The organism is Sutterella parvirubra YIT 11816 (genome assembly GCF_000250875.1).
Taxonomy (GTDB): domain Bacteria; phylum Pseudomonadota; class Gammaproteobacteria; order Burkholderiales; family Burkholderiaceae_F; genus Sutterella; species Sutterella parvirubra.
The window spans coordinates 1-18,352 of record NZ_JH604945.1 but is presented as its reverse complement, the minus strand read 5'-3'; the positions used below and the strand labels follow the sequence as shown (position 1 = coordinate 18,352).

General features: G+C 66.0%; 13 protein-coding genes and 1 pseudogene. 6 read left to right on the top strand and 8 right to left on the bottom strand.

All coding sequences use genetic code 11. The features are described from left to right. A pseudogene (locus tag HMPREF9440_RS04615) lies at nt 1–569 on the bottom strand (hypothetical protein); the annotation flags it as partial. Continuing rightward, nucleotides 566–1,945, bottom strand: coding sequence for a c-type cytochrome (locus HMPREF9440_RS04610; protein WP_008541940.1), 1,380 nt, complete (start codon nt 1,943–1,945; stop codon nt 566–568). The pseudogene HMPREF9440_RS04615 and the gene HMPREF9440_RS04610, both read right to left, overlap by 4 nt. Nucleotides 1,946–2,681: 736 nt before the next feature. Here HMPREF9440_RS04610 and HMPREF9440_RS04605 point away from each other — a divergent pair. The 3 genes from HMPREF9440_RS04605 (at nt 2,682) to HMPREF9440_RS04595 (ending at nt 6,194) form a co-directional block, all read left to right on the top strand. After that, nucleotides 2,682–3,668 (top strand): Bug family tripartite tricarboxylate transporter substrate binding protein, encoded by a 987-nt coding sequence (locus tag HMPREF9440_RS04605; protein ID WP_008541939.1) that lies wholly within the window; start codon nt 2,682–2,684, stop codon nt 3,666–3,668. Nucleotides 3,669–3,915: 247 nt separating this feature from the next. Continuing rightward, complete coding sequence (gene menB, locus HMPREF9440_RS04600) at nt 3,916–4,767, top strand: 1,4-dihydroxy-2-naphthoyl-CoA synthase (RefSeq protein WP_008541938.1); 852 nt, start codon at nt 3,916–3,918, stop codon at nt 4,765–4,767. A gap of 65 nt (nt 4,768–4,832) precedes the next feature. Then, nucleotides 4,833–6,194: a class I adenylate-forming enzyme family protein gene (locus tag HMPREF9440_RS04595; RefSeq protein WP_008541936.1), complete on the top strand. Its 1,362-nt coding sequence runs from the start codon at nt 4,833–4,835 to the stop codon at nt 6,192–6,194. A gap of 269 nt (nt 6,195–6,463) precedes the next feature. Here the strand turns inward: HMPREF9440_RS04595 and HMPREF9440_RS04590 are convergent, their stop codons facing one another. Next, nucleotides 6,464–6,721 carry a hypothetical protein gene (locus tag HMPREF9440_RS04590; protein WP_040763617.1) on the bottom strand — a complete coding sequence of 86 codons (258 nt, stop codon included), beginning with the start codon at nt 6,719–6,721 and terminating at the stop codon, nt 6,464–6,466. A 343-nt stretch (nt 6,722–7,064) separates the two neighbouring features. Then, nucleotides 7,065–8,072, bottom strand: a complete 1,008-nt coding sequence (locus HMPREF9440_RS04585; RefSeq protein WP_245523568.1) for an AEC family transporter — start codon at nt 8,070–8,072, stop codon at nt 7,065–7,067. A gap of 446 nt (nt 8,073–8,518) precedes the next feature. On the opposite strand from HMPREF9440_RS04585, the gene slmA reads away from it, so the two are divergent. The 3 genes from slmA (at nt 8,519) to HMPREF9440_RS04570 (ending at nt 10,957) form a co-directional block, all read left to right on the top strand. Further along, on the top strand, nt 8,519–9,184 hold the full coding sequence (gene slmA, locus HMPREF9440_RS04580; protein WP_008541929.1) for a nucleoid occlusion factor SlmA: 666 nt from the start codon (nt 8,519–8,521) through the stop codon (nt 9,182–9,184). Between the two features lie 25 nt (nt 9,185–9,209). Further along, nucleotides 9,210–9,827 (top strand): LysE family translocator, encoded by a 618-nt coding sequence (locus HMPREF9440_RS04575; RefSeq protein WP_008541925.1) that lies wholly within the window; start codon nt 9,210–9,212, stop codon nt 9,825–9,827. Nucleotides 9,828–10,045: 218 nt separating this feature from the next. Continuing rightward, on the top strand, nt 10,046–10,957 hold the full coding sequence (locus HMPREF9440_RS04570; RefSeq protein WP_008541923.1) for a hypothetical protein: 912 nt from the start codon (nt 10,046–10,048) through the stop codon (nt 10,955–10,957). A 130-nt stretch (nt 10,958–11,087) separates the two neighbouring features. On the opposite strand, the gene feoB (HMPREF9440_RS04565) is transcribed toward HMPREF9440_RS04570, so the two are convergent. The 4 genes from feoB (HMPREF9440_RS04565) to HMPREF9440_RS04550 form a co-directional block, all read right to left on the bottom strand. Beyond that, nucleotides 11,088–13,394 carry a Fe(2+) transporter permease subunit FeoB gene (gene feoB / locus HMPREF9440_RS04565; RefSeq protein WP_008541922.1) on the bottom strand — a complete coding sequence of 769 codons (2,307 nt, stop codon included), beginning with the start codon at nt 13,392–13,394 and terminating at the stop codon, nt 11,088–11,090. A 251-nt stretch (nt 13,395–13,645) separates the two neighbouring features. Continuing rightward, nucleotides 13,646–16,018, bottom strand: a complete 2,373-nt coding sequence (feoB, locus tag HMPREF9440_RS04560) for a Fe(2+) transporter permease subunit FeoB (protein WP_040763613.1) — start codon at nt 16,016–16,018, stop codon at nt 13,646–13,648. Between the two features lie 23 nt (nt 16,019–16,041). After that, the gene (locus HMPREF9440_RS04555) at nt 16,042–16,269 is read right to left on the bottom strand and encodes a FeoA family protein (protein ID WP_008541920.1); all 228 of its coding nucleotides are present in this window, start codon (nt 16,267–16,269) and stop codon (nt 16,042–16,044) included. Between the two features lie 662 nt (nt 16,270–16,931). Next, the gene (locus tag HMPREF9440_RS04550; RefSeq protein WP_008541917.1) at nt 16,932–18,128 is read right to left on the bottom strand and encodes a M20 metallopeptidase family protein; all 1,197 of its coding nucleotides are present in this window, start codon (nt 18,126–18,128) and stop codon (nt 16,932–16,934) included. Nucleotides 18,129–18,352: the final 224 nt, after the last annotated feature.

Here is an 18,352-nt window from a genome sequence, read left to right as displayed (position 1 = left end):
GTACCACATTTCAATTTGGACAGGAGTGAGGAGACGGCTTTGAGGTTGGCGCCGTTCGGCGTAATGACCCCGTCGGGCGCGTACCAGTTCATCCAGTCGGCGGACGAGAGCATCTCGTTCGCGAGCGCGTGCATGATGAGCGCGCAGTGAAAGAACAGGATCATCGCGACCCAAAGCCACACGCGGTTCCTGACGGCGTACCAACGGTGCATCGCGAGGTACGCGGCGCAGAGGATGACGAGGAACGCCAGCACCCAGCGGGCCGAGAGTACGTTGGAGACGTACCAGAAGGGGTCGTAGATCACCTGCACGAAAAGCAAGGGAGCCACGCCCAGGACGACCGCGACGGCGACCGCCACCTTGGCCGTGCCGCCCATGACGGCGCCGAGGCGCTGCCAGTAGGCGTTTTTGGAAAGCGTCCCCCCGATCGCGAGCCCGAGCGAGCCCAGCATCACGTTCACCGCCGTGATGTGAAGCGCGAAGGTGACGACGCCGAGGACCAAAAAGAGCACGGGGTGCGCGGGCGCGCCCGCGGGGTCCATGAGGGAGAGGAAGAGGTTCGTGTTCATCGTGCGGCCTCCTGCGTGTCGGAGTCGTTCGAGGCGGCGTCGGCGCTGCGGGTGAGTTCCGCGATGTACTGCGCGAGCGCGTCGCGGTCGAGGTCAGGGAGCGGAATCGCGGGCATGTAGCTCGTCAGCCCACGGTGGAGCCCCGCGCCCAGATAGCGCTTCACGGCTTCCTTGTCGGCTTCGGCCGGGAAGTAGCGCTTCAACGGCCGGATCCCGGAGTCGGAGAGTGAGTGGCAGTTGGCGCAGAGCGTCAGGGCGAGGACGCGCCCCGCTTCCGTGCGGTCGGCGTCGGTCGGGTTGCGGAGCGCCTCCGGAATGAAGGGGTGCGTGGCGAGCACGCCCTTTTCTTCCATGAGGGGGAGATCCGACTTGATCCCGAGCGCGGGCACGTCGCGGCCGATCGTCTGGTTCGCGTAGACATAGGTCCCGGCGATCCAGGGTTTGCGCATGATTTCGCGGGCGGTTTCTTCAGGCGCCAAGCCCAGCACCAGGATCGCGACCGTCATGAAGGAGGCGGTCCAGACCTTGAGGACGCCGGGCTTCGCGGCCGAGAGGAGGAACCAGAGCACCGAGAGCCCGACCGCCGCGGCGACCATCGTGGAGAACGTGGAGGGCGAACGCAGCGTGAGCGTCTCGAGGGCGGAGAGCGGCAGCGTCTGGAAGTACCACCGCCCGGCGAGGAAGGTCCCGGCGACGCCGATCAAGCCCACGGCGGAGAGCACGCGCGCGATGTGCGATTTCTCGGCGGGGTCTTCGATCTTCGCCGCGACGATGCCGCCCACGACGCCCGTGATCGTCAGCATGAAGGCGATGCGGAGCGCAACTTGGGCGAAGGTGTTGGGGCCGAAGAAGGCGGTGAGGACGCCGCCCGTCTGGTGCCAGTCGGGCGAACCCGGCATCAGCATGAAGCTGAGGATCCCGGTGATGACGAGAAGCGTCGCGACCGACGCCAACGCGAAGATCATCGAGAGCCGCGTGTGCGTCTTCGCGTCGACGCGCCCGGCGAGGTAGATGAGGAGGTAGATCCCGATCACCTCGATCACGAAGAAGACCCACTCGGTCGCCCACATCCAGACGAAGGAGTGGATGAGCGCGGAGATCCCCTTCGGGTTCGCGATGGTCGCGGAAAACCAGATGCCGGGGCCGGTGATTGAGCCCAGCACGTAGCTGAAGACGAGAAGGAAGAGGCCGTAGCGGCGGATGAAGTCGATGTACTCGGGATGGTTCTTCCGCACGGCGCGGTTCGCGAGCCACCCGAAGAGGATGGCGCCGCCCACGGACGCGTGCGAGAAGAGGACGTGGATCGTGGCGATGAAGCCGATGACCCAGCCGCTCCCGATGTTCGGTTCGTACCAAACAGGATAAAGGCCCAACATGTGGCTCTCCTGGAAATGGGAAATGGTCGGTGCTCCGATAGAGCTTTGCCGACAGGGTAGAGGTGCCTAATAGAAGATATCTTTTCGGGTTAACCCGTAGAAGACGAGGTGCGGCTCCGGGCGTTTCCGGAGCCTTCGGCGGGCGGATACTTTGACGTTCGCGGATTCATGAGAACGTCATACCCCAAAAGGAGGAGACGCCCGTCCGTCGGACTAGTTCCGATGAATTCGTGGTTCCCGGCCGGTTTCGGGTGATTTCTATCGGAGGAATAGGCGTCGGCGGAGGGTGAGGGTACTGATTTTCATGAAGACGGCGGCCGTCGGGTTGCGGTGGCTGTTCGACGTTCGCGATTCGTCGCGAATGTGGGTGACGGGGTGGAAGGGTGAAGGAGGGGGAAAGGAGAGGGTGGGGGACGCCGGAGCGGGTGGAGGAGGGGCCTTGAATTCAATCGAATGTAACGCACGGTACGCATTTGGCCCGGAAGCGGTTTAGAATGCGCCTGCGCGCGAAAGGTACTCCTCGGTACGGTTTTACCGGCCGGGTCGGAAGACGCCTTTCGCTGACGGGGCCCCCGGGGCGTGATGAACGCCCGCATCCTTGTCGGAATTCCGGGCATTTCGGAATTTCGGAACATCGGAACATCGGAACATCGGAACAGGCTCCCGTCACCCCGTTTCAAACTCACCGCGCCCCGCCGCAGATGCGGGGCGCCCCAAGCTTTTGCCGGAGTACGCCATGCCGTCCTTCTCCCGCCGCGCCTTCCTCGAAGGTTCGTTCGCCCTTTCCGCGGTTCTCGCCGCCGGTCCCGCGCTCGCGCGCTCGGAAACCGTCCGCCTCGTCGTGCCGTTCCCTGCGGGCGGCGGCGGCGACGTGCTCGCGCGCTCCGTCGAGCAGCTCTTCTCAAAGGCCTACGGCGCGAAGTTCGTGGTCGACAACCGTCCGGGCGCGGGCGGGAACGTCGGCACCCGTCAGGTCGCGGTCGCGAAGCCCGACGGCATGACTCTGGGCTACGTCACGAACGGCATCATGTGCGTGAACGCCCACCTCTATGACGAGATGGGGTTCGATCCGATGAAGGACCTCGTCCCCGTGGGCCTCTCGACCGAAATCGGCCTGACGGCGGTTCTGAACCCCAACGCCATTCCGGGCGTCACGGACCTGAAGTCCCTTCTCGCCTACGCGAAGGCGAACCCGGGGAAGGTGGACTTTGCGTCCTCCGGGAACGGCACGACCTCGCACTTGGCCGGCCTCTACTTCGCGGAGCGCACGGGGACGGTGCTCCAGCACATCCCGTACCGCGGCGGCGCCGCGGCGATGCTGGACGTCCTTTCGGGTCGCATTCCTTTGATGATCGACGTGGCCCCGAACGCCATTCCCCACGTCGAAGCCGGGAAGCTCGTGCCCTTGGGCGTCACGACCGCGGAGCGCCTCCCTTCCGCGCCCAACGTACCGACCCTTCAGGAAGCCGGGATCGACGGGTTCCTCTTGTCGGCTTGGGACGGGTTCGTGCTCCCGAAGGGGACGCCCGAGAAGACCGTGAAGGCCTTCAACGCGGCGCTCCAGGCCGCCTTGAAGGACGAAGCCGTCGCGAAGCGCCTCGCGGCCCGCGGCGCCGTCGTGAAGCCCGGCACGCCCGAAGACTTCCGCGCCTTCATCGAACGCGAAGCCCCGAAGTGGGCTTCGCTCGTGAAGACCATCCGGGCGGAAAAGGCGAAGGCGTAAGCCGAACACAACCCGCCTGAAGTCGGTCTGATCCCGCCGCAGCGCCCTCTTGTCTTGGGACGGCGGATCGGGCAAACTTCGCGTTAACCCTGAAAAGAAGCCCGGCCGGACGCGCTGACGCGTCCTCCGGGCTTCGGGTCCGTTGGGACCCCGATGAACAGTTTCAAACGACGCTTCCCCCAGGGCGCGGAGCAACCCCCTCAAGAAGACGGGGCGGCCGCCCGGGAAGCCCCAAGGAGATTTTTCGATGCAGCCGATGCTGGACACCTCCAACCTCCCCCGCATCCCCGAGTGGAAGAAGGCGGGCGAATTTACCGACATCATCTACGAGAAGGCCGAAGGGATCGCGAAGATCACGATCAACCGCCCTGAAGTGCGGAACGCCTTCCGCCCGCAGACCGTCCGCGACATGGAGGCCGCGTTGGCCGACGCCCGCGACGACGAAGACGTGGGCGTGGTGATTCTGACCGGGGCGGGCGAGCTCGCGTTCTGCTCCGGGGGCGACCAGAAGGTTCGCGGCACCGGCGGCTACGTCGGTCAGGACGGCGTGCCGCGCCTGAACGTCCTCGACTTCCAACGCCAGATCCGCACGTGCCCGAAGCCCGTCATCGCGATGGTGGCGGGGTGGTGCGTCGGGGGCGGGCATGTGCTTCACATGATGTGCGACCTCACGATCGCCGCGGAAAACGCGAAGTTCGGTCAGACGGGCCCGCGCGTGGGGTCCTTCGACGGCGGTTGGGGCGCTTCCTACATGGCCCGCATCGTGGGCCAGAAGAAGGCGCGCGAAATCTGGTTCCTCTGCCGCTTCTACGATGCGAAGGAAGCGCTCGAGATGGGCCTCGTCAACACGGTGGTGCCTTTGGAGGACCTCGAAGCCGAAACGGTGCAGTGGTGCCGCGAGATTTTGGCGAACTCGCCCTTGGCGATCCGCTGCCTGAAGGCTGCGCTCAATGCCGACTGCGACGGTCAGTCGGGTCTGCAGGAGCTGGCCGGGAACGCGACGCTCCTCTACTACATGACCGACGAAGGCCGCGAAGGCAAGAACGCCTTCCTCGAGAAGCGCCGCCCGGACTTCACGAAGTTCAAGCGCCTCCCGTAAGCAGAGCCTCTTGTTGAGGCTCTGATTCCCCCGACCGTCCTTCATCCACCCGGAGCCCACGCATCATGCCGCACCACGTCCGTCACCGCGCCGACGACGCCCGCACGGCCTTTTCCATCCTCTGCGCCGCGGAGGACGAGCCGGGCGGGACGGCGCTCCGGTTCCCGGACGGCTCCGCCTGGACCTTCGCGGAGCTCGCCGCCCGGGTGGAGGACTGCCTCAAAACGCTTCCGCGCCCCGAACCCGGCCGTCCGCTCCCGCACCTGGCGAAGACGACGCCGGAGTCGTTGGTCACGCTCTACGCCGCGTTGGAGGCCGGGATCCCGCTGATGCTCCTCCACCCGGCGCTCACGCAAACCGAGCTCGGAGACCTTCTCGCGAAGGCCGAGGCGGTGCGCTCGCCCTTGCCGGACGAAGCCGCGGTGGTGGTCTTCACGTCGGGGACCTCGGGGCGGCCCAAGCCCGCGGTCTTGACGCGCCAAGCCCTTTTGGCGAGCGCGCTTTCTTCGGCCGCGAACCTGCCCTTGGGCCGGGGCGACCTCTGGCAGATGCCGATTTCGCCCGCGCGCATCGGGGGCTTCTCGGTCTTGACGCGCTCGCTTCTTGCGCGCTCGGCGGTGTCGGTCGCGGGGAAGTTCGACCCGAAGGGCTTCCTGGACCGGATCGGTGAGGAAGGCGTGAGCCTCACGAGCGTCGTCCCGACGATGCTGGTGCGGATCCTTGAAGCCGACCCGGGCGCGCCCGTGCCCGCGTGCCTGAGGGCCATGCTCGTGGGCGGGGCGTCGGCGAGTCCGACGCTCCTCCAAAAAGCCCGCGGCCGCGGGATCCCCGTCGTCACCACCTACGGGATGACGGAGACGGCGAGCAACGTCGCGGTGACGCCCTTCGCGGAGCGCTTCCACGCCGTGGGAAGCGGGCGCCCCAACCGCGACGCGGAGATCCGGGTGGTGGACGGGCGCATCCTCGTGCGCGGGCCCATGAGGATGAGCGGGTACTGGGGCGAGAAGCCCTTGGACCCCGACGACTGGTTCGACACCGGGGACCTCGGGCGCTTCGACGAGGACGGGAACCTCCACGTCGAAGCCCGCCGCTCGGACCTCATCCTGTCTGGCGGCATGAACGTCGCGCCGGTCGAGGTGGAGGCCGCCTTGGAGAGCCTCCCGGGCGTGCGCCAGGCGTTGGTGCTCGGGATGACGGATCCGGTGTGGGGCGAGGTCGTGACGGCGCTCCTCGTCGCCGAAGCCGGGCCGCTTCCGGACGACGCGGTGGTCGAGGGGCTGAAGCCCATCCTCGCGTCCCACAAGTCGCCCCGCCGCATCGCCTGGGTGGATGCGCTCCCGACGAAGCCGGGCGGGAAGCCCGACCGGTCGGAATCGGTGCTCGCGGGGCTCGAACTCCGGACGCTCCACTACACGGCGCATCACTGATCAAACGCTGATCAATCGCTGACCTGAGCGCCGAGTCCAGGCGATCCGGGGCGGCGAGGTCGACATGCTCATGCGGGAGAAGTTCCCGCATTGACGGGGCTCGGGTGGTCTTCCTCCTTCACGGGACCACCCAAGACCACGCCCCCGAAACGCCGAAAGGACGGCGCCGCGTTGGCGGTCCGTCCTTTCGGTGAGAGAGGAAGTTTTGGTCGGCGCACGCGCGTCCCTCAACAGAGCGCGTGCGCCGGAATTCGGTGCCTGTGCCGATGTTACGGCTTCGGCTGTTCGGCGGGCGCCGGGGCTTCCGCGGCGGGCGCTTCAGGAGCCGGCGCTTCAGCAGCCGGGGCCTGCGCTTCCGGAGCGGCCGGGGCCGGAGCCTGTTCAGGGGCCGGCGCTTCCTGAGCGGGCGGCTGAGCGGCGGGCTCGGCGGGGGCTTCCGTCTTCTGGCAGCCGGCGAGGGCCGTCATCAGGAGCACGGAGAGCGCGACGGCGGAAAGAGCGGCTTTCTGAGTTTTCTTGAAGAGCATGATGACCTCCTTCGGGCCGTTTGCTGTGAACACGTGACCAAGGTTACCGGGGCGCTTCGGTCGACGAATGAAAGGATGCAACCGCCCGTTGCGATCTGTTTCGGCGAACGGGGAAGTGGACAGTTCCGGGACACAATTCGCGACCGATGTGGCAGAAGTTTTACGTCGGTTTTTGCGGACCGGTACGGCCTCTTCGGGTGAAGAGGCCTGAAATTCAAGCGTTCGTACGGTACGCGGCAAAAATGCGGCGGTCAAAGTGACGGGCGCGGTTACCGGGCGCTTCGGAGAAGCGCCCTGAGAGGATCAGGATGCGGTCGGAATCCGCGGAGGGAATCGGCCCCGGTCAGATGACGGCCGTCATGAGGATCATCCACACCGGGAGCGTCGCCGCGGAGAAGACCGTGGTGGAGGCGACGGCCGTCGTCGCGAACTTGACGTCGGCGTGGTGGAATTTGGCGAGCACCGCGATCTGCGTGATGCAGGGGAGCGCCGCCTGGATGACGTAGACCTTCATGAAGAGCGGATCGAGGTCGGGCCAGACGAGGCAGAGCGCGAGGCAGACCGTGGGGCAAATCAGGAAGCGCCCCGCAAAGACCCAGGCGAGGTCCTTGTTGATGCGGATGTTCCTGAGCCCGATCGCCTGAATCATGATCCCGATGAAGATCAGCGCCATCGGCGTGGAGACGCCTGCGAGATACTTGGCGGAGGTCATGAGCCACTCCGGCAAAGAGAGCCCGAGAAGAATCATGACGATGGCGCCCAGGAACCCGATCAGGGGAGGCGAGAAGACGCGCTTCAGCGTGGTGAGCGAGAAGACCGGCACGACCGGTCCATGGGTCGCCTCCGCGCCGTCGACGGCTTCGAGGTAGTTCCCCATCGTCCAGAAGAAGGTCGTGTTGGCGAAGAAGTAGAGAAGCGTCGGTACGACGGAGTCCGTCCCGAAGAGCGCGAGCGAGACGGGCAGCCCGATGAACATGTTGTTCGTCGCGGTGAAGGCCGAGCTGAAGATCCCCGAGTGCATCCGGTCGATCTTCGCGGCGCGCACGACGATGCGGGAAACGAGAAAGCAGCTCCAGATCGAGACGAACGGGAGCACCATCGGCCCCGCGAACCCGATCAGGTCCTCGCGCGTCACGCCCTCCATCACGCTCGTGTAGAGGTACGCGGGGAGCGAAACGAACGTGACGAGCCTTGCGATCAGGCTCCTCGCGGCGGCGTCGTACCAATTGAGCTTCGCGGTGAAGTAGCCGACGGCGGCCAGCACCGAGAGGATGGCGACGCATTCGAGCGAATGGATGAGGGCTTCAAGCATGGTGCCGGGCGTGCAGGAATTCGGGGGATATCTCTCCATTCTAGTCCGCTTCGGGTGACCGGCTTTGCGAGGTTCTCCTTAGCGGGGGGCCTGCGGGAGGCGCTTTCGATTGGCCGGACGGATCGGGAGCGTGTCGCCGGTGGGCGGAACGCAGCTCCGGAAGATAGCCTCCGCATATCGCGCCGATTGGTTTCGGCCGAACGGATGAGTTTTTGTCGGTCGAATTTGTCGGGCCGTTGCTTCGGACGGAAAAAGAGGACGCCGGAGAGGCTTGAGGAAGATGATCCGCGAAGCCTCCCCAACCTTTCGGCAAACCCTCGGAAGTGCCGTGAAAAGGAAGCGAAAAAAGGAAGGAAAGTACGTGTCCGCTTACCTTATGTTCGGGCTGATGGAGGGGAAGCCCTCAGGTCGGATCCCCGAGGCGCGAACGGCGGAAATGCGCTAAAGTTTGAAGCCTTTCAAGAACAAAACTTCGTCGACCTCTCATGACACAGCCCATGCACGCCGCCGCGCACGTCGAACCCGTCGCCGCCGGTGCCGAGCCCGTTTCGATCATCCGCCGTCCGCGTCCCTCCCGCCAGAAGAAGGACCACCGCACGGACATCCTCCAGACGCTGGCGCGGCTCCTTGAAAACCCCTCCTGCGACCGCATCACGACTGCGATGATCGCCCGCGAGCTCGGTCTCTCGGAAGCGGCGCTCTACCGCAGCTTCTCGTCGAAGGGCGCGATGTACGACGCGCTGATCGCTTTCGTCGAGACGAGCGTCCTCACGCTCTTCTCGAAGATCCGCGAGGACCAGAACCTGCGTCCCATCCAGCGCATCCAGTACATGGCCGGGATCCTGCTCGACTTCGCGGACGCGAACCCCGGGCTCACCCGCGTGATGACGGGTCAGGTGCTGTTGAAGGAAGACCCGATGCTGATGGAGCGCATGATGAAGCTGATCGACACGATCGAGGCGCAGGTCCGCCAGACCTACCGCGACGCGGTGCTGGCCGGTGCCTTGCCCGCCGACTTCAACGCGAACGCCTCCGCGAACCTCATGATGAACTGGGTGCTCGGCCGCTGGGCGCGCTTTGCGAACACCAACTTCCGCGTGCGCCCGAACGGCGTCTCGGTGACGGCGCTCCAGCCCTTCTTCGTGCACTGAGGGCGCTTCTGCGGAGCTTTGAGCCATGGAATGGAGTCTCTGGACGGCGTTCCTCGGGGCGAGCCTGCTTCTTGCGGCCGCGCCCGGTCCCGACAACCTCTTCGTCCTCGCGCAGTCCGCGGCGTACGGCGCGAGGGCCGGGATGTTCGTCGTTCTGGGGCTCATCACCGGGCTCGTCTTCCAGACGGCCGCGGCCGCCCTGGGGCTGGCCGCCGTCGTCGCGGCGAGCCCCGTGCTCTTCACCGCGATCAAGTTGGTGGGCGCCGCCTACCTCGCGTACCTCGCCGTGATGGCCTGGCGCCATCCGGTCTCGGAAGGGACGTCTCAGACCGTTTCGCTCTCCGGGATGGCCCTCTGGCGCCGCGGCGTCATCATGAACGTCACGAACCCCAAGGTGCAGATCTTCTTCCTCTCGTTCTTCCCGCAGTTCGTGCGGGAGGGGACGGAGGGCGCCGCGCTCGTCATTCAGATGATCATCCAGGCCGTCACCTTCATGGGCGCGACGCTGGTCGTCTTCGGGGCCGTCGCCTGGGGCGCGGGGTCTTTGGCGGACCGCTTCCGCAGGCCCAAAGTTCAGCTGATTCTGAACCGTTCCTCCGCGGTGCTCTTCGCGGCGCTGGCGGTCTTCACGGTGCTCTCCTGACGTCGGTCCCGCCGCCTTGCTTTGAGGCCGCCCCTTCGGGTTCTCCGGAACCCGTTCCCCGTCGGTTTCGAACGGTCACATACGCCGCATGTCGTTGGAATCTTCCAAGGGCAAAAACCGCACACCCTCAGTAAAATACGGGGTTTCGGCCTGAGGCTGATCCTTGCCGATCGCTTTCCCGCCGCCATACGCCTACTTTTCTTCCGGAACCACACCCCATGCAGCAGCCCGCCCACCGCGTCGACGATCCGACCTGCGAACTCATTGCGCTTTTCGGCCACCGCGAGGTCGCCAAGTCCTATTCGATCATGAGTTACGAGGCCGTGCGCGCGGGCCGCGCGCCGCGCCCCGTGGCGTTGGACGAGGCGCTCCGTGGGATGCTTCGCGGCGCGCCCGTCCTGAAGGGCTGCCCCGAGGGGATGGACTTCACCGATCTGCGCCCGGCCTTCGGGTACGCGCAGCTCGTGCGCCCGCAGCTCACCGCCGCCGTCACCTTCACCTTTGAGGCGGAGCTGGACCAGCCGGCCTTCGAAGCCGCCGTGGGTCGCGTCATGCGGGTGATGCGCGAGTGGAGCGAAGCCGGTCAGCAGGTCTTCGGGCAGGCGCCGGTGGGGCCGCAGGCGCAGCAGGCACTGCGCCGCTGGTTCCGCGACTGGGCGGCGAAGCTCCCGGAAAAGAAGGCGCTCCGCGCCGCGGAGGCGGCAGGTCACCTCGCGCTCTCGATTCCGACTGCGATCGACCTGAAGGCGACCGAGTCGGCGCCGCTCACGATTTCGACGGAAGGCAACCGCCGCAGGGTGGAAGCGAAGCTTCCCGCCGGCATGGGCGTGCTCCCCGCCGCCGTGCTCCTGCGCGCCGTGCGCGCCTTTGCGCTCGACGCGGTGATTGCGGTGACGCGCGAAGAGAAGACGGAGAAGAAGGAAGGCGTCACGGACGCGGAAGCCGTGGAAGCCGCGGCCGCCCGCATGACGGAGTCGCTCGCAATGGCGCTCTACGCCTCCGGGTCGAAGGACGTGGCGGAAGCCGCCCGCGGCGCGCTCAAGGTTTGGGAGGGTACGGCCGCGGCCGAACGCCTCCCCATGAAGGCGGCGCTGCGCGTACTCCGTTGGGCGGTGGAAGACGTCCGTTAAGACTCCGTTCCAAACCCATCTTCAAGAAGAACGGCCCGAAGGCGTGGATGCCCCGGGCCGTTTCCGTTGGTGTTTCCGTCGGCGTGGTCCCGGCTGGTTCCGGTGTCCCGCGGGATCGACGGATGCCGCGTCAGTTGACCGGCCGGATCGGAATCACCTTCGGCCGCCCCGCCTTGCGGCGCTTCAGCACCACGACGACCGCCGCCACCAACGCCCAGGCGGCAAAGCTCTTCCAAACCGCGCCCGCCGGGTCCGCCGCGAAGTTCGAGAACTGGTACCAGGAGACCGCGACGGCGTAGGCAAGCACGGTGTTCCAGACGGCGGCGAACCAGGTCCAACCGGCGCCCAACTCACGGCGGATGGCGGCGATGGTGGCGGAGCAGGGTGTGTAGAGCAAAACGAACAGGAGGTACGCAAACGCGGCCGAAGCGCTCCCGAAGTGGGCGCGAAGGGCGGTGAGCGTCTCCGCGTCCGCCAACTCTTCCGCCGCCGCGGGGTCACCCGCGGCGGTGAGCCCCAGAGGATCCGAGAAGGTCTCGGCCAACCCCGAGAGGTTCTCGACGACGGAGCGCCCCGCCGCCTTGAAGAGCCCCAAGATCGACTCGTCCTCCCTCGGGCGCGAAGCGCCGGAAACCGCGTCGGCCTCGCCCGCGTAGAGGGAATTCAAGGACCCGATCACGGCTTCCTTCGCGAAGACCCCGGTGAAGATCCCGACGGCGGCGGGCCAGTTCTCTTCGCGCACGCCAAGAGGTTCCAAAACCGGCGTGATCGTGCGGCCGACGGCGGAGAGGACCGAGCGGTCGGCGTTGTCGTTCCCGAAGGTGCCGTCGGTGCCCAAAGAGTTCATGAAGGTGAGCGCCGCGACGATGACGACGATCGTCTGACCGGCGCGGAGCGTAAAGGACGTGACGCGCTCCTTCGTGCGGGTGAGGACGCCGCGGACGGTCGGCACGTGGTACGGAGGAATCTCCATCACGAAGTGCGTGGCGGCGCCGGGGAGCGCGGTCTTTTTGAGCATCCACCCGGTTGCGACCGCCCCGAGAATGCCGACCACGTAGAGGCCGAAGACGAGGTTCTGGCCCGTGGTGGGGAAGAACGCCGCCGCAAAGAGGACGTAGATCGGAAGCCTCGCCCCGCAGCTCATGAAGGGGGCCATCAAGGTCGTGATGATCCGGTCCGTCGTGCGGTCCATCGTGCGGGCGGCCATGACGGCGGGGACGTTGCACCCGAACCCGACGATGAGCGGGACGAACGCCTTCCCCGGCAATCCGAGCCCCCGCATCAGGCGGTCCATCACGAAGGCCGCGCGCGCCATGTAGCCCGAGTCTTCGAGGACCGCGAGGAAGAGGTAGAGGAAGAAGACGACCGGAATGAAGGTCGAGACGGTGCGGATGCCTCCCCCGATCCCGTCCGCGATCAGCACGGTGAGGAATTCGGGACAGCCCATCGCATGCATCCCATCCCCCAGCGTTTCGACCAGAAGCCCGCCCACGAGAATCTCGAAGAAGTCGATGAAGGCCGCCCCGAGGTTCTGCGTGAAGAGGAACATCACGTACATGACGAGGAGGAAGATCGGGATCCCGAGCGCGCGGTGAAGGACGACGCGGTCGATTTTTTCCGACAACGTGAGGCCTTCCTCCCCCGCCCGCGAGACGGCGGGCGAGACCGCCGCTTCGACGAAGGCGTAGCGGGCGGTCGCGACCTCGATGTCGACGGTGCCGGTGAGCTCCTTCTGAAGGTCCTCCGCCCGGGCGCGCATCGGCGCGCAGTCGACCTGGGGAAGCTTCGCTTCGAGGCCCGGTGCTTCTTCCACGAACTGCGCCGCGTACCACTCGGGGTGTTCGACCCCGGCCTCCGAGAGCTGCGCCTCGATGTCGCGGATCGCGCGGGCGACCGACGGATGGTGCTCGACGCGGTTGGGCGGCACCGTGGGGTTCTTCAGAAACGCCGAGATCGCGTTTCTGAGCTTCTCCAAACCTTCTTCGCGGGAGGCGACGATCCCGACCACGGGGCAGCCGAGCTTTGCGGAGAGCGTCTCGAGGTTGATCTCGATTCTCTGCTGGCGCGCGATGTCGAGCATGTTGACGACCACGAGCACCGGGAGGCGCATTTCGATCAACTGCGCCGTGAGGTAGAGGTTTCTCTCCAAGTTCGAGGCGTCGATGATGTTGATGACGGCCTCGGCTTCGCCGGTGAGAAGATAGTCGCGCGCGACGCGTTCGTCTTCCCCCGAGGTGGTGCCGGGGGCGGCGGAGTAGATCCCGGGAAGGTCGACCAATGCGTACTCGACCCCCTTGTGCGTGAAATACCCGACCTTCTTGTCGACGGTGACGCCGGGCCAGTTGCCGACCTCCTGGTGCGAGCCGGTCAGGGCGTTGAAGAGCGTGGTTTTGCCGCAGTTCGGGTTCCCGATGCAGCAGACGGTCCGGTGGGTCATCGAAGAAAGTTGGGGAAATAGGGGATTTTTACGAGCGTGTTCGCCGAATCCTACAACAAGGCGGGAAGGTACGTCGGTCCTTTTGGTCGGGCCGTTTGTCCGGGTGATGGTCCGCCCGATGGTCCGACGGTTGTTCCGTTCATGCCGTCGTCGCGGCTCATCCACGTCCCGTCCGCAACGAAAAAAACGCCGCCGGGCGCACCCGGCGGCGTGAGAAGTGATGTTCAAGGGGATTCGTTGGTCGTGGTCTCTTAGCGGACCGACATGATCGGGATCACCTTGCGGCGCGGACCTTCGCGGTCGGCGTCGCGGCGAGCCGCGGCCTTCATCCAGAAGAACATACCAACCAAAAGGACGGCGCAGATGCCGATCGCGGTGCAGGCGTAGGCCGGGTCATCCGCGAAGTGCACCGTGCGGTAGAAGATCACCGCGGCGCTGTAGCCCAGGACCGTCGTCCAGGCGCACCCGAAGACCGCCCACTTCATGCCGGCTTCGCGCACGAGCGCCGCAACGGCCGCCACGCAGGGCATGTAGAGGAGAATCATCAGGAGGTACGCGAACGCGGCGGTGCTCGTCCCGAAGAGCGTGCGGATCGTGTCGATCGTGGTCGTCGTCACGCCCTGTTCTTCGGCGGCGGCGCCTTCGTCCGAGAGGTCGCCCACGGTGATGCCCATCGGGTCGAGGATGGCGCTGCCGAGGTCCGTCAGGTTGTCGACGGTCGTGCCGACGGCTTCCGAGAGGACCGCGGAGAAGCTCCAGGGTTCTTCGGCTTCCTCTTCGGCGGCGGGTTCGTCACCCGCGACGGCGGCTTCCTGCTGCGCGGCGACCGAGGCGTAGAGGGAATTCAACGTCCCGACCACGGCTTCCTTCGCGAAGATGCCCGTGAAGATGCCGACGGCGGCAGGCCAGTTTTCGCGTTCGACGCCCATCGGTTCCAGAGCCGGCGAGATCGAGCGGCCCATCATCGAGAGGACGGACTGTTCGCTGTCTTCGTTGCCGAAGGAGCCGTCGGTGCCCAGCGAGTTGAGAATCGAGAGGGCCGCGACGATCACGACGATCGTCTTCCCGGCGCGGAGCGTAAAGGTGGAGACGCGCTCCCACGTGCGGGTCAGAACGCCGCGCACGGTCGGGATGTGGTACGGCGGAATTTCCATCACGAAGGGGGCGGCGGCACCCGGAAGGGCCGAGGCTTTGAGGAGGAAGCCCGTCAGAATCGCGGCGAGGATCCCGATGATGTAGAGGCCGAAGACGAGGTTCTGGCCGTTCGTCGGGAAGAACGCGGTCGCGAAGAGCACGTACACCGGGAGGCGGGCGCCGCAGCTCATGAACGGAGCCATCAGGACCGTGATGATGCGGTCCGAGGCGCGGTCCATCGTACGGGCGGCCATGATGGCGGGCACGTTGCAGCCGAAGCCGACGATGAGCGGCACGAAGGCCTTGCCGGGAAGGCCGATCGCACGCATCATGCGGTCGACGACGAAGGCGGCGCGGGCCATGTAGCCGGAGTCTTCAAGCACCGCGAGGAAGAGGTACAGGAAGAAGATCACCGGAATGAAGGTCGACACGGTCTGAAGACCGGCGCCGATGCCGTTCGCGAGGAAGACGCGGATCCAGTCGGGGGTGCCGATGGCGGAGAGCCCCTCGGAGAGGCCGTCGACCAGGACGCCGCCCACGAGAATGTCGAAGAAGTCGATGAAGGCGGCGCCGACGTTCTGCGTGAAGAGGAACATCACGTACATGACGCCCAGGAAGATCGGCACGCCCAGCCAACGGTCGAGGACGATGCGGTCGATGCGTTCGGTCAAGGTCACCTTGTGGCCTTCACCTTTGAGCGCCGTCTGCGCGACGTCGTGCGCGAGGTCGTAGCGGGCGGAGGCGATGAGGACGTCGACCTGGTCGTCGCAGGCGGCGTTCAATTCGCCGACGATCTTGCCCAAGCGGTTCAGGTCGGTCTTGCCGTCCAGACGCTCGGCGACGCCGGGCGCGTTTTCGATCACTTCCATCGCGGTCCACTGCGGCCGGTCGATGCCGTCGGCGCGGAGGATCTCTTCGACTTCCGCGGCCGCCTTCGCGACGCGCGGATCGTGCTTCGTCGCGAGGGTCTTCGTCATGGACGGGGCCTTCAGGAACGCCGTGAGCGTCTGGCGGAGCGCTTCGATGCCTTCGCCCGTGGAGGCGGTCACCGCCACCACCGGGCAGTTGAGGCGCTCGGAGAGGGCCTTCATGTCGATGTTGAGGCCGTGCTGGCGGGCGATGTCCACCATGTTGAGGACGACCACCATCGGGACGCCCATGTCGGCGACCTGCGTGGTGAGGAAGAGATTGCGCTCGAGGTTCGCCGCGTCGACGATGTTGATCACGACGTCGGAGGCGTTCGAGAGGATGTAGTCGCGGGCGATGCGTTCGTCTTCGGACGACGTGTGGCCCGGAATGAGCGAGTAGATGCCCGGAAGGTCAACGAGCTCGACGGTGTTGCCTTCGAGCTTGAATTCGCCGGTCTTCTTGTCGACCGTGACGCCGGGCCAGTTGCCCACGCGCTGACGCGAACCCGTCAACGCGTTGAAGAGGGTCGTTTTGCCGCAGTTCGGGTTGCCGACCACGCTGACCGTGTGCTGTGCTGCCATGTTCTTGTCCTTCAAAAACGTGATCAGATGCGGTCGACCTTCATCAGGGCCGCTTCGTCGCGGCGCACGCTGATGAAGCTGCCGCGCACGCGGATTTCGATGGGGTCGCCCAACGGGGCGATGCGCACGACCTCAAAGGGGGTGCCGGGCGTCGCGCCCAACACGAGCAGACGGCGGCGGAACTCGGGGTGCTCGTTCGTGTAGCCGGAGATGCGGCCCTTGGAGCCGACGGGGAAGTCTTTTAACTGCATTGTTGTCTATCGGTCTTTTTAAGACGCCGAAGATCCTTTCTGTGAGGGAGTCGGGTACCGTCCGAAGACGACACGTGAGCGGAATGTTAACAAGAACGATTCTCATGTGGCAAACTTCAGCGGACGTCAAGAATCGTAAATAAAAGGCTTCTTTTCGCCGCCCGATGCGCGCGGTTCCTTTGAATTTCAACCGATTGAGGGATATGGGTCGGCCATTGCGAGGGCTGAAAACGTCCATAGAGGGCGTCTTTTTGGTTGATTTCCGTCAAAAGGGAAGGGGCGCTTAACAGTGGCCGATGCGACACTCGAAAACCCGAGTCAAACGCTCAGGATTGGGCGTTCTAAGGTGTTCGCAGTACCGGCGTTCAGCCGGATCCGTCGGGGTGTTCGGGCAGGCGGATCAATTTCACGCGGGCTTCACGGATGCCTCACGCCGGGGCGGCGCTCGGGGGCGCGGAAGACCGCGTCCCCGCCCGGATTGGTGTCGATGGCATGTCGCAGAGACGGCGCAAAGGAGGGCAGGGAAGGCGGCCTGAGGGCAGCGGGCGTGACGATATGAATGAAGAAGGCCGCGGCCCCCACATGGGGGACGGCGGCCTTCCGGTGCCGGGGTTCGGTGCGGCGTCGGCCGCCCGGAACCTCGGGACTCAGCGATCAGTCGATCAGGCGAGCTCGGCGAGGCGCTTCTTCGCCATCGCGGCGAGGAGCGTCCCCGTGGCGGGGAGCACTTCGTCGTTGAAGTCGAAGGCCTGGTGGTGGAGCGACACGGTGTGTTCGTCGTCGCGGATGCCGACGCGCATGATGGCGCCGGGGATCAACTGCAGGTACTCGGCGAAGTCTTCCGAGCTCATCATCGGCTTCATTTCGGTGACGGATTCCGCTCCGAAGCGTTCACGCGCGCAGGCCATGGCGGATTCCGCCGGTTCCTTCGCGTTGATGACGGCGGGAATGAGGGCCTTGTAGGTGATCTCGGCGGTGAGGCCGTTCGCTTCGGCGATCCCCGTGATCATCGCGCGCATGTGGTGTTCGACGTCCTTCCTCGTCTGCGGCATGAAGGTGCGCACCGTGCCCGAGAGCTTCGCTTCGTGCGGGATGACGTTGGGGGTTTCGTAGCGGCCGGCGGTGATCGAGCAGCAGGAGACGACGGCGGTGTCGATGGGGTCGACCTTGCGGGAGACGATCGTCTGAAGGGCGTTCACGATCTGGGCGGCGACCGGGATCGGGTCGATCCCGAGGTGCGGACGACCGCCGTGGGTGCCCTTGCCGGTCAAGGTCGCGTACCAGAGGTCGGCCGAAGCCTGAAGCGGCCCGACGCGGAAGCCGTAGGTGCCCTTCGGCAACAGCGGCTCCGTGTGCGCGCCGAAGATTTCGGCGACGTCGTACTTGGTGAGAACGCCCGCGTCGATCACGGCGCGCGCGCCCGTGCCGCCTTCTTCGTTGGGCTGGAAGATGAGCAGCACGCGGCCGGGGAAGTCGCGGTCGGCGGCCAAGGCGAGGCCGGCGGCCGTCAACCACGTCGTGTGGCCGTCATGGCCGCAGGCGTGCGCGAGCCCTTCCGTCCGGCTCTTCCAATCGGTCGTGCTGCAGTCCGTCATCGGGAGGCAGTCGACGTCGGCGCGAAGCGCCACGGTCTTCCCCGGGCGGTTCCCTTCGATCAGGCAGACGAGACCGCCCTTGACGATCTCGGTGTCGGGCGCGAGGCCGGCGGCCTCGAGCTTCGCGCGGACGAGCCCGATCGTGCGGGCCGTCTCAAAGCCGAGCTCAGGATGCTGATGGATGTCGCGGCGGAAGGCGACCAGCTCTTCGGCGATCGGGGCGAGCGCGGCATCGAGCTTGTCGGCATGCGTGAACGTGGTCATGGGTGTGTCTCCTAGTATGGGGGATGAGGCGGCCGGGCCGACGGGTCGGCGTCGGCCGACGGTCCGTGAATCCTAGCGGGTCGGAAGCCGTCCGGTCAAAAATGGAGAAGAAACCGGGGTTCGCGTTCGGGAAAGATCGGGGCGGAGAAGCTCGGGGGAGGCTGGAAGAGGCGGGATGAGCAGGGTGAGCGGGAAAACAAACGGGGACGGCGCTTGAGCGTCGT

Coding starts and splice junctions, on each gene's coding strand:
- HMPREF9440_RS04610 (WP_008541940.1), bottom strand. CDS start 1,945: ATGTTGGGCCTTTATCCTGTTTGGTACGAACCGAACATCGGGAGCGGC.
- HMPREF9440_RS04605 (WP_008541939.1), top strand. CDS start 2,682: ATGCCGTCCTTCTCCCGCCGCGCCTTCCTCGAAGGTTCGTTCGCCCTT.
- menB (WP_008541938.1), top strand. CDS start 3,916: ATGCAGCCGATGCTGGACACCTCCAACCTCCCCCGCATCCCCGAGTGG.
- HMPREF9440_RS04595 (WP_008541936.1), top strand. CDS start 4,833: ATGCCGCACCACGTCCGTCACCGCGCCGACGACGCCCGCACGGCCTTT.
- HMPREF9440_RS04590 (WP_040763617.1), bottom strand. CDS start 6,721: ATGCTCTTCAAGAAAACTCAGAAAGCCGCTCTTTCCGCCGTCGCGCTC.
- HMPREF9440_RS04585 (WP_245523568.1), bottom strand. CDS start 8,072: ATGGAGAGATATCCCCCGAATTCCTGCACGCCCGGCACCATGCTTGAA.
- slmA (WP_008541929.1), top strand. CDS start 8,519: ATGACACAGCCCATGCACGCCGCCGCGCACGTCGAACCCGTCGCCGCC.
- HMPREF9440_RS04575 (WP_008541925.1), top strand. CDS start 9,210: ATGGAATGGAGTCTCTGGACGGCGTTCCTCGGGGCGAGCCTGCTTCTT.
- HMPREF9440_RS04570 (WP_008541923.1), top strand. CDS start 10,046: ATGCAGCAGCCCGCCCACCGCGTCGACGATCCGACCTGCGAACTCATT.
- feoB (WP_008541922.1), bottom strand. CDS start 13,394: ATGACCCACCGGACCGTCTGCTGCATCGGGAACCCGAACTGCGGCAAA.
- feoB (WP_040763613.1), bottom strand. CDS start 16,018: ATGGCAGCACAGCACACGGTCAGCGTGGTCGGCAACCCGAACTGCGGC.
- HMPREF9440_RS04555 (WP_008541920.1), bottom strand. CDS start 16,269: ATGCAGTTAAAAGACTTCCCCGTCGGCTCCAAGGGCCGCATCTCCGGC.
- HMPREF9440_RS04550 (WP_008541917.1), bottom strand. CDS start 18,128: ATGACCACGTTCACGCATGCCGACAAGCTCGATGCCGCGCTCGCCCCG.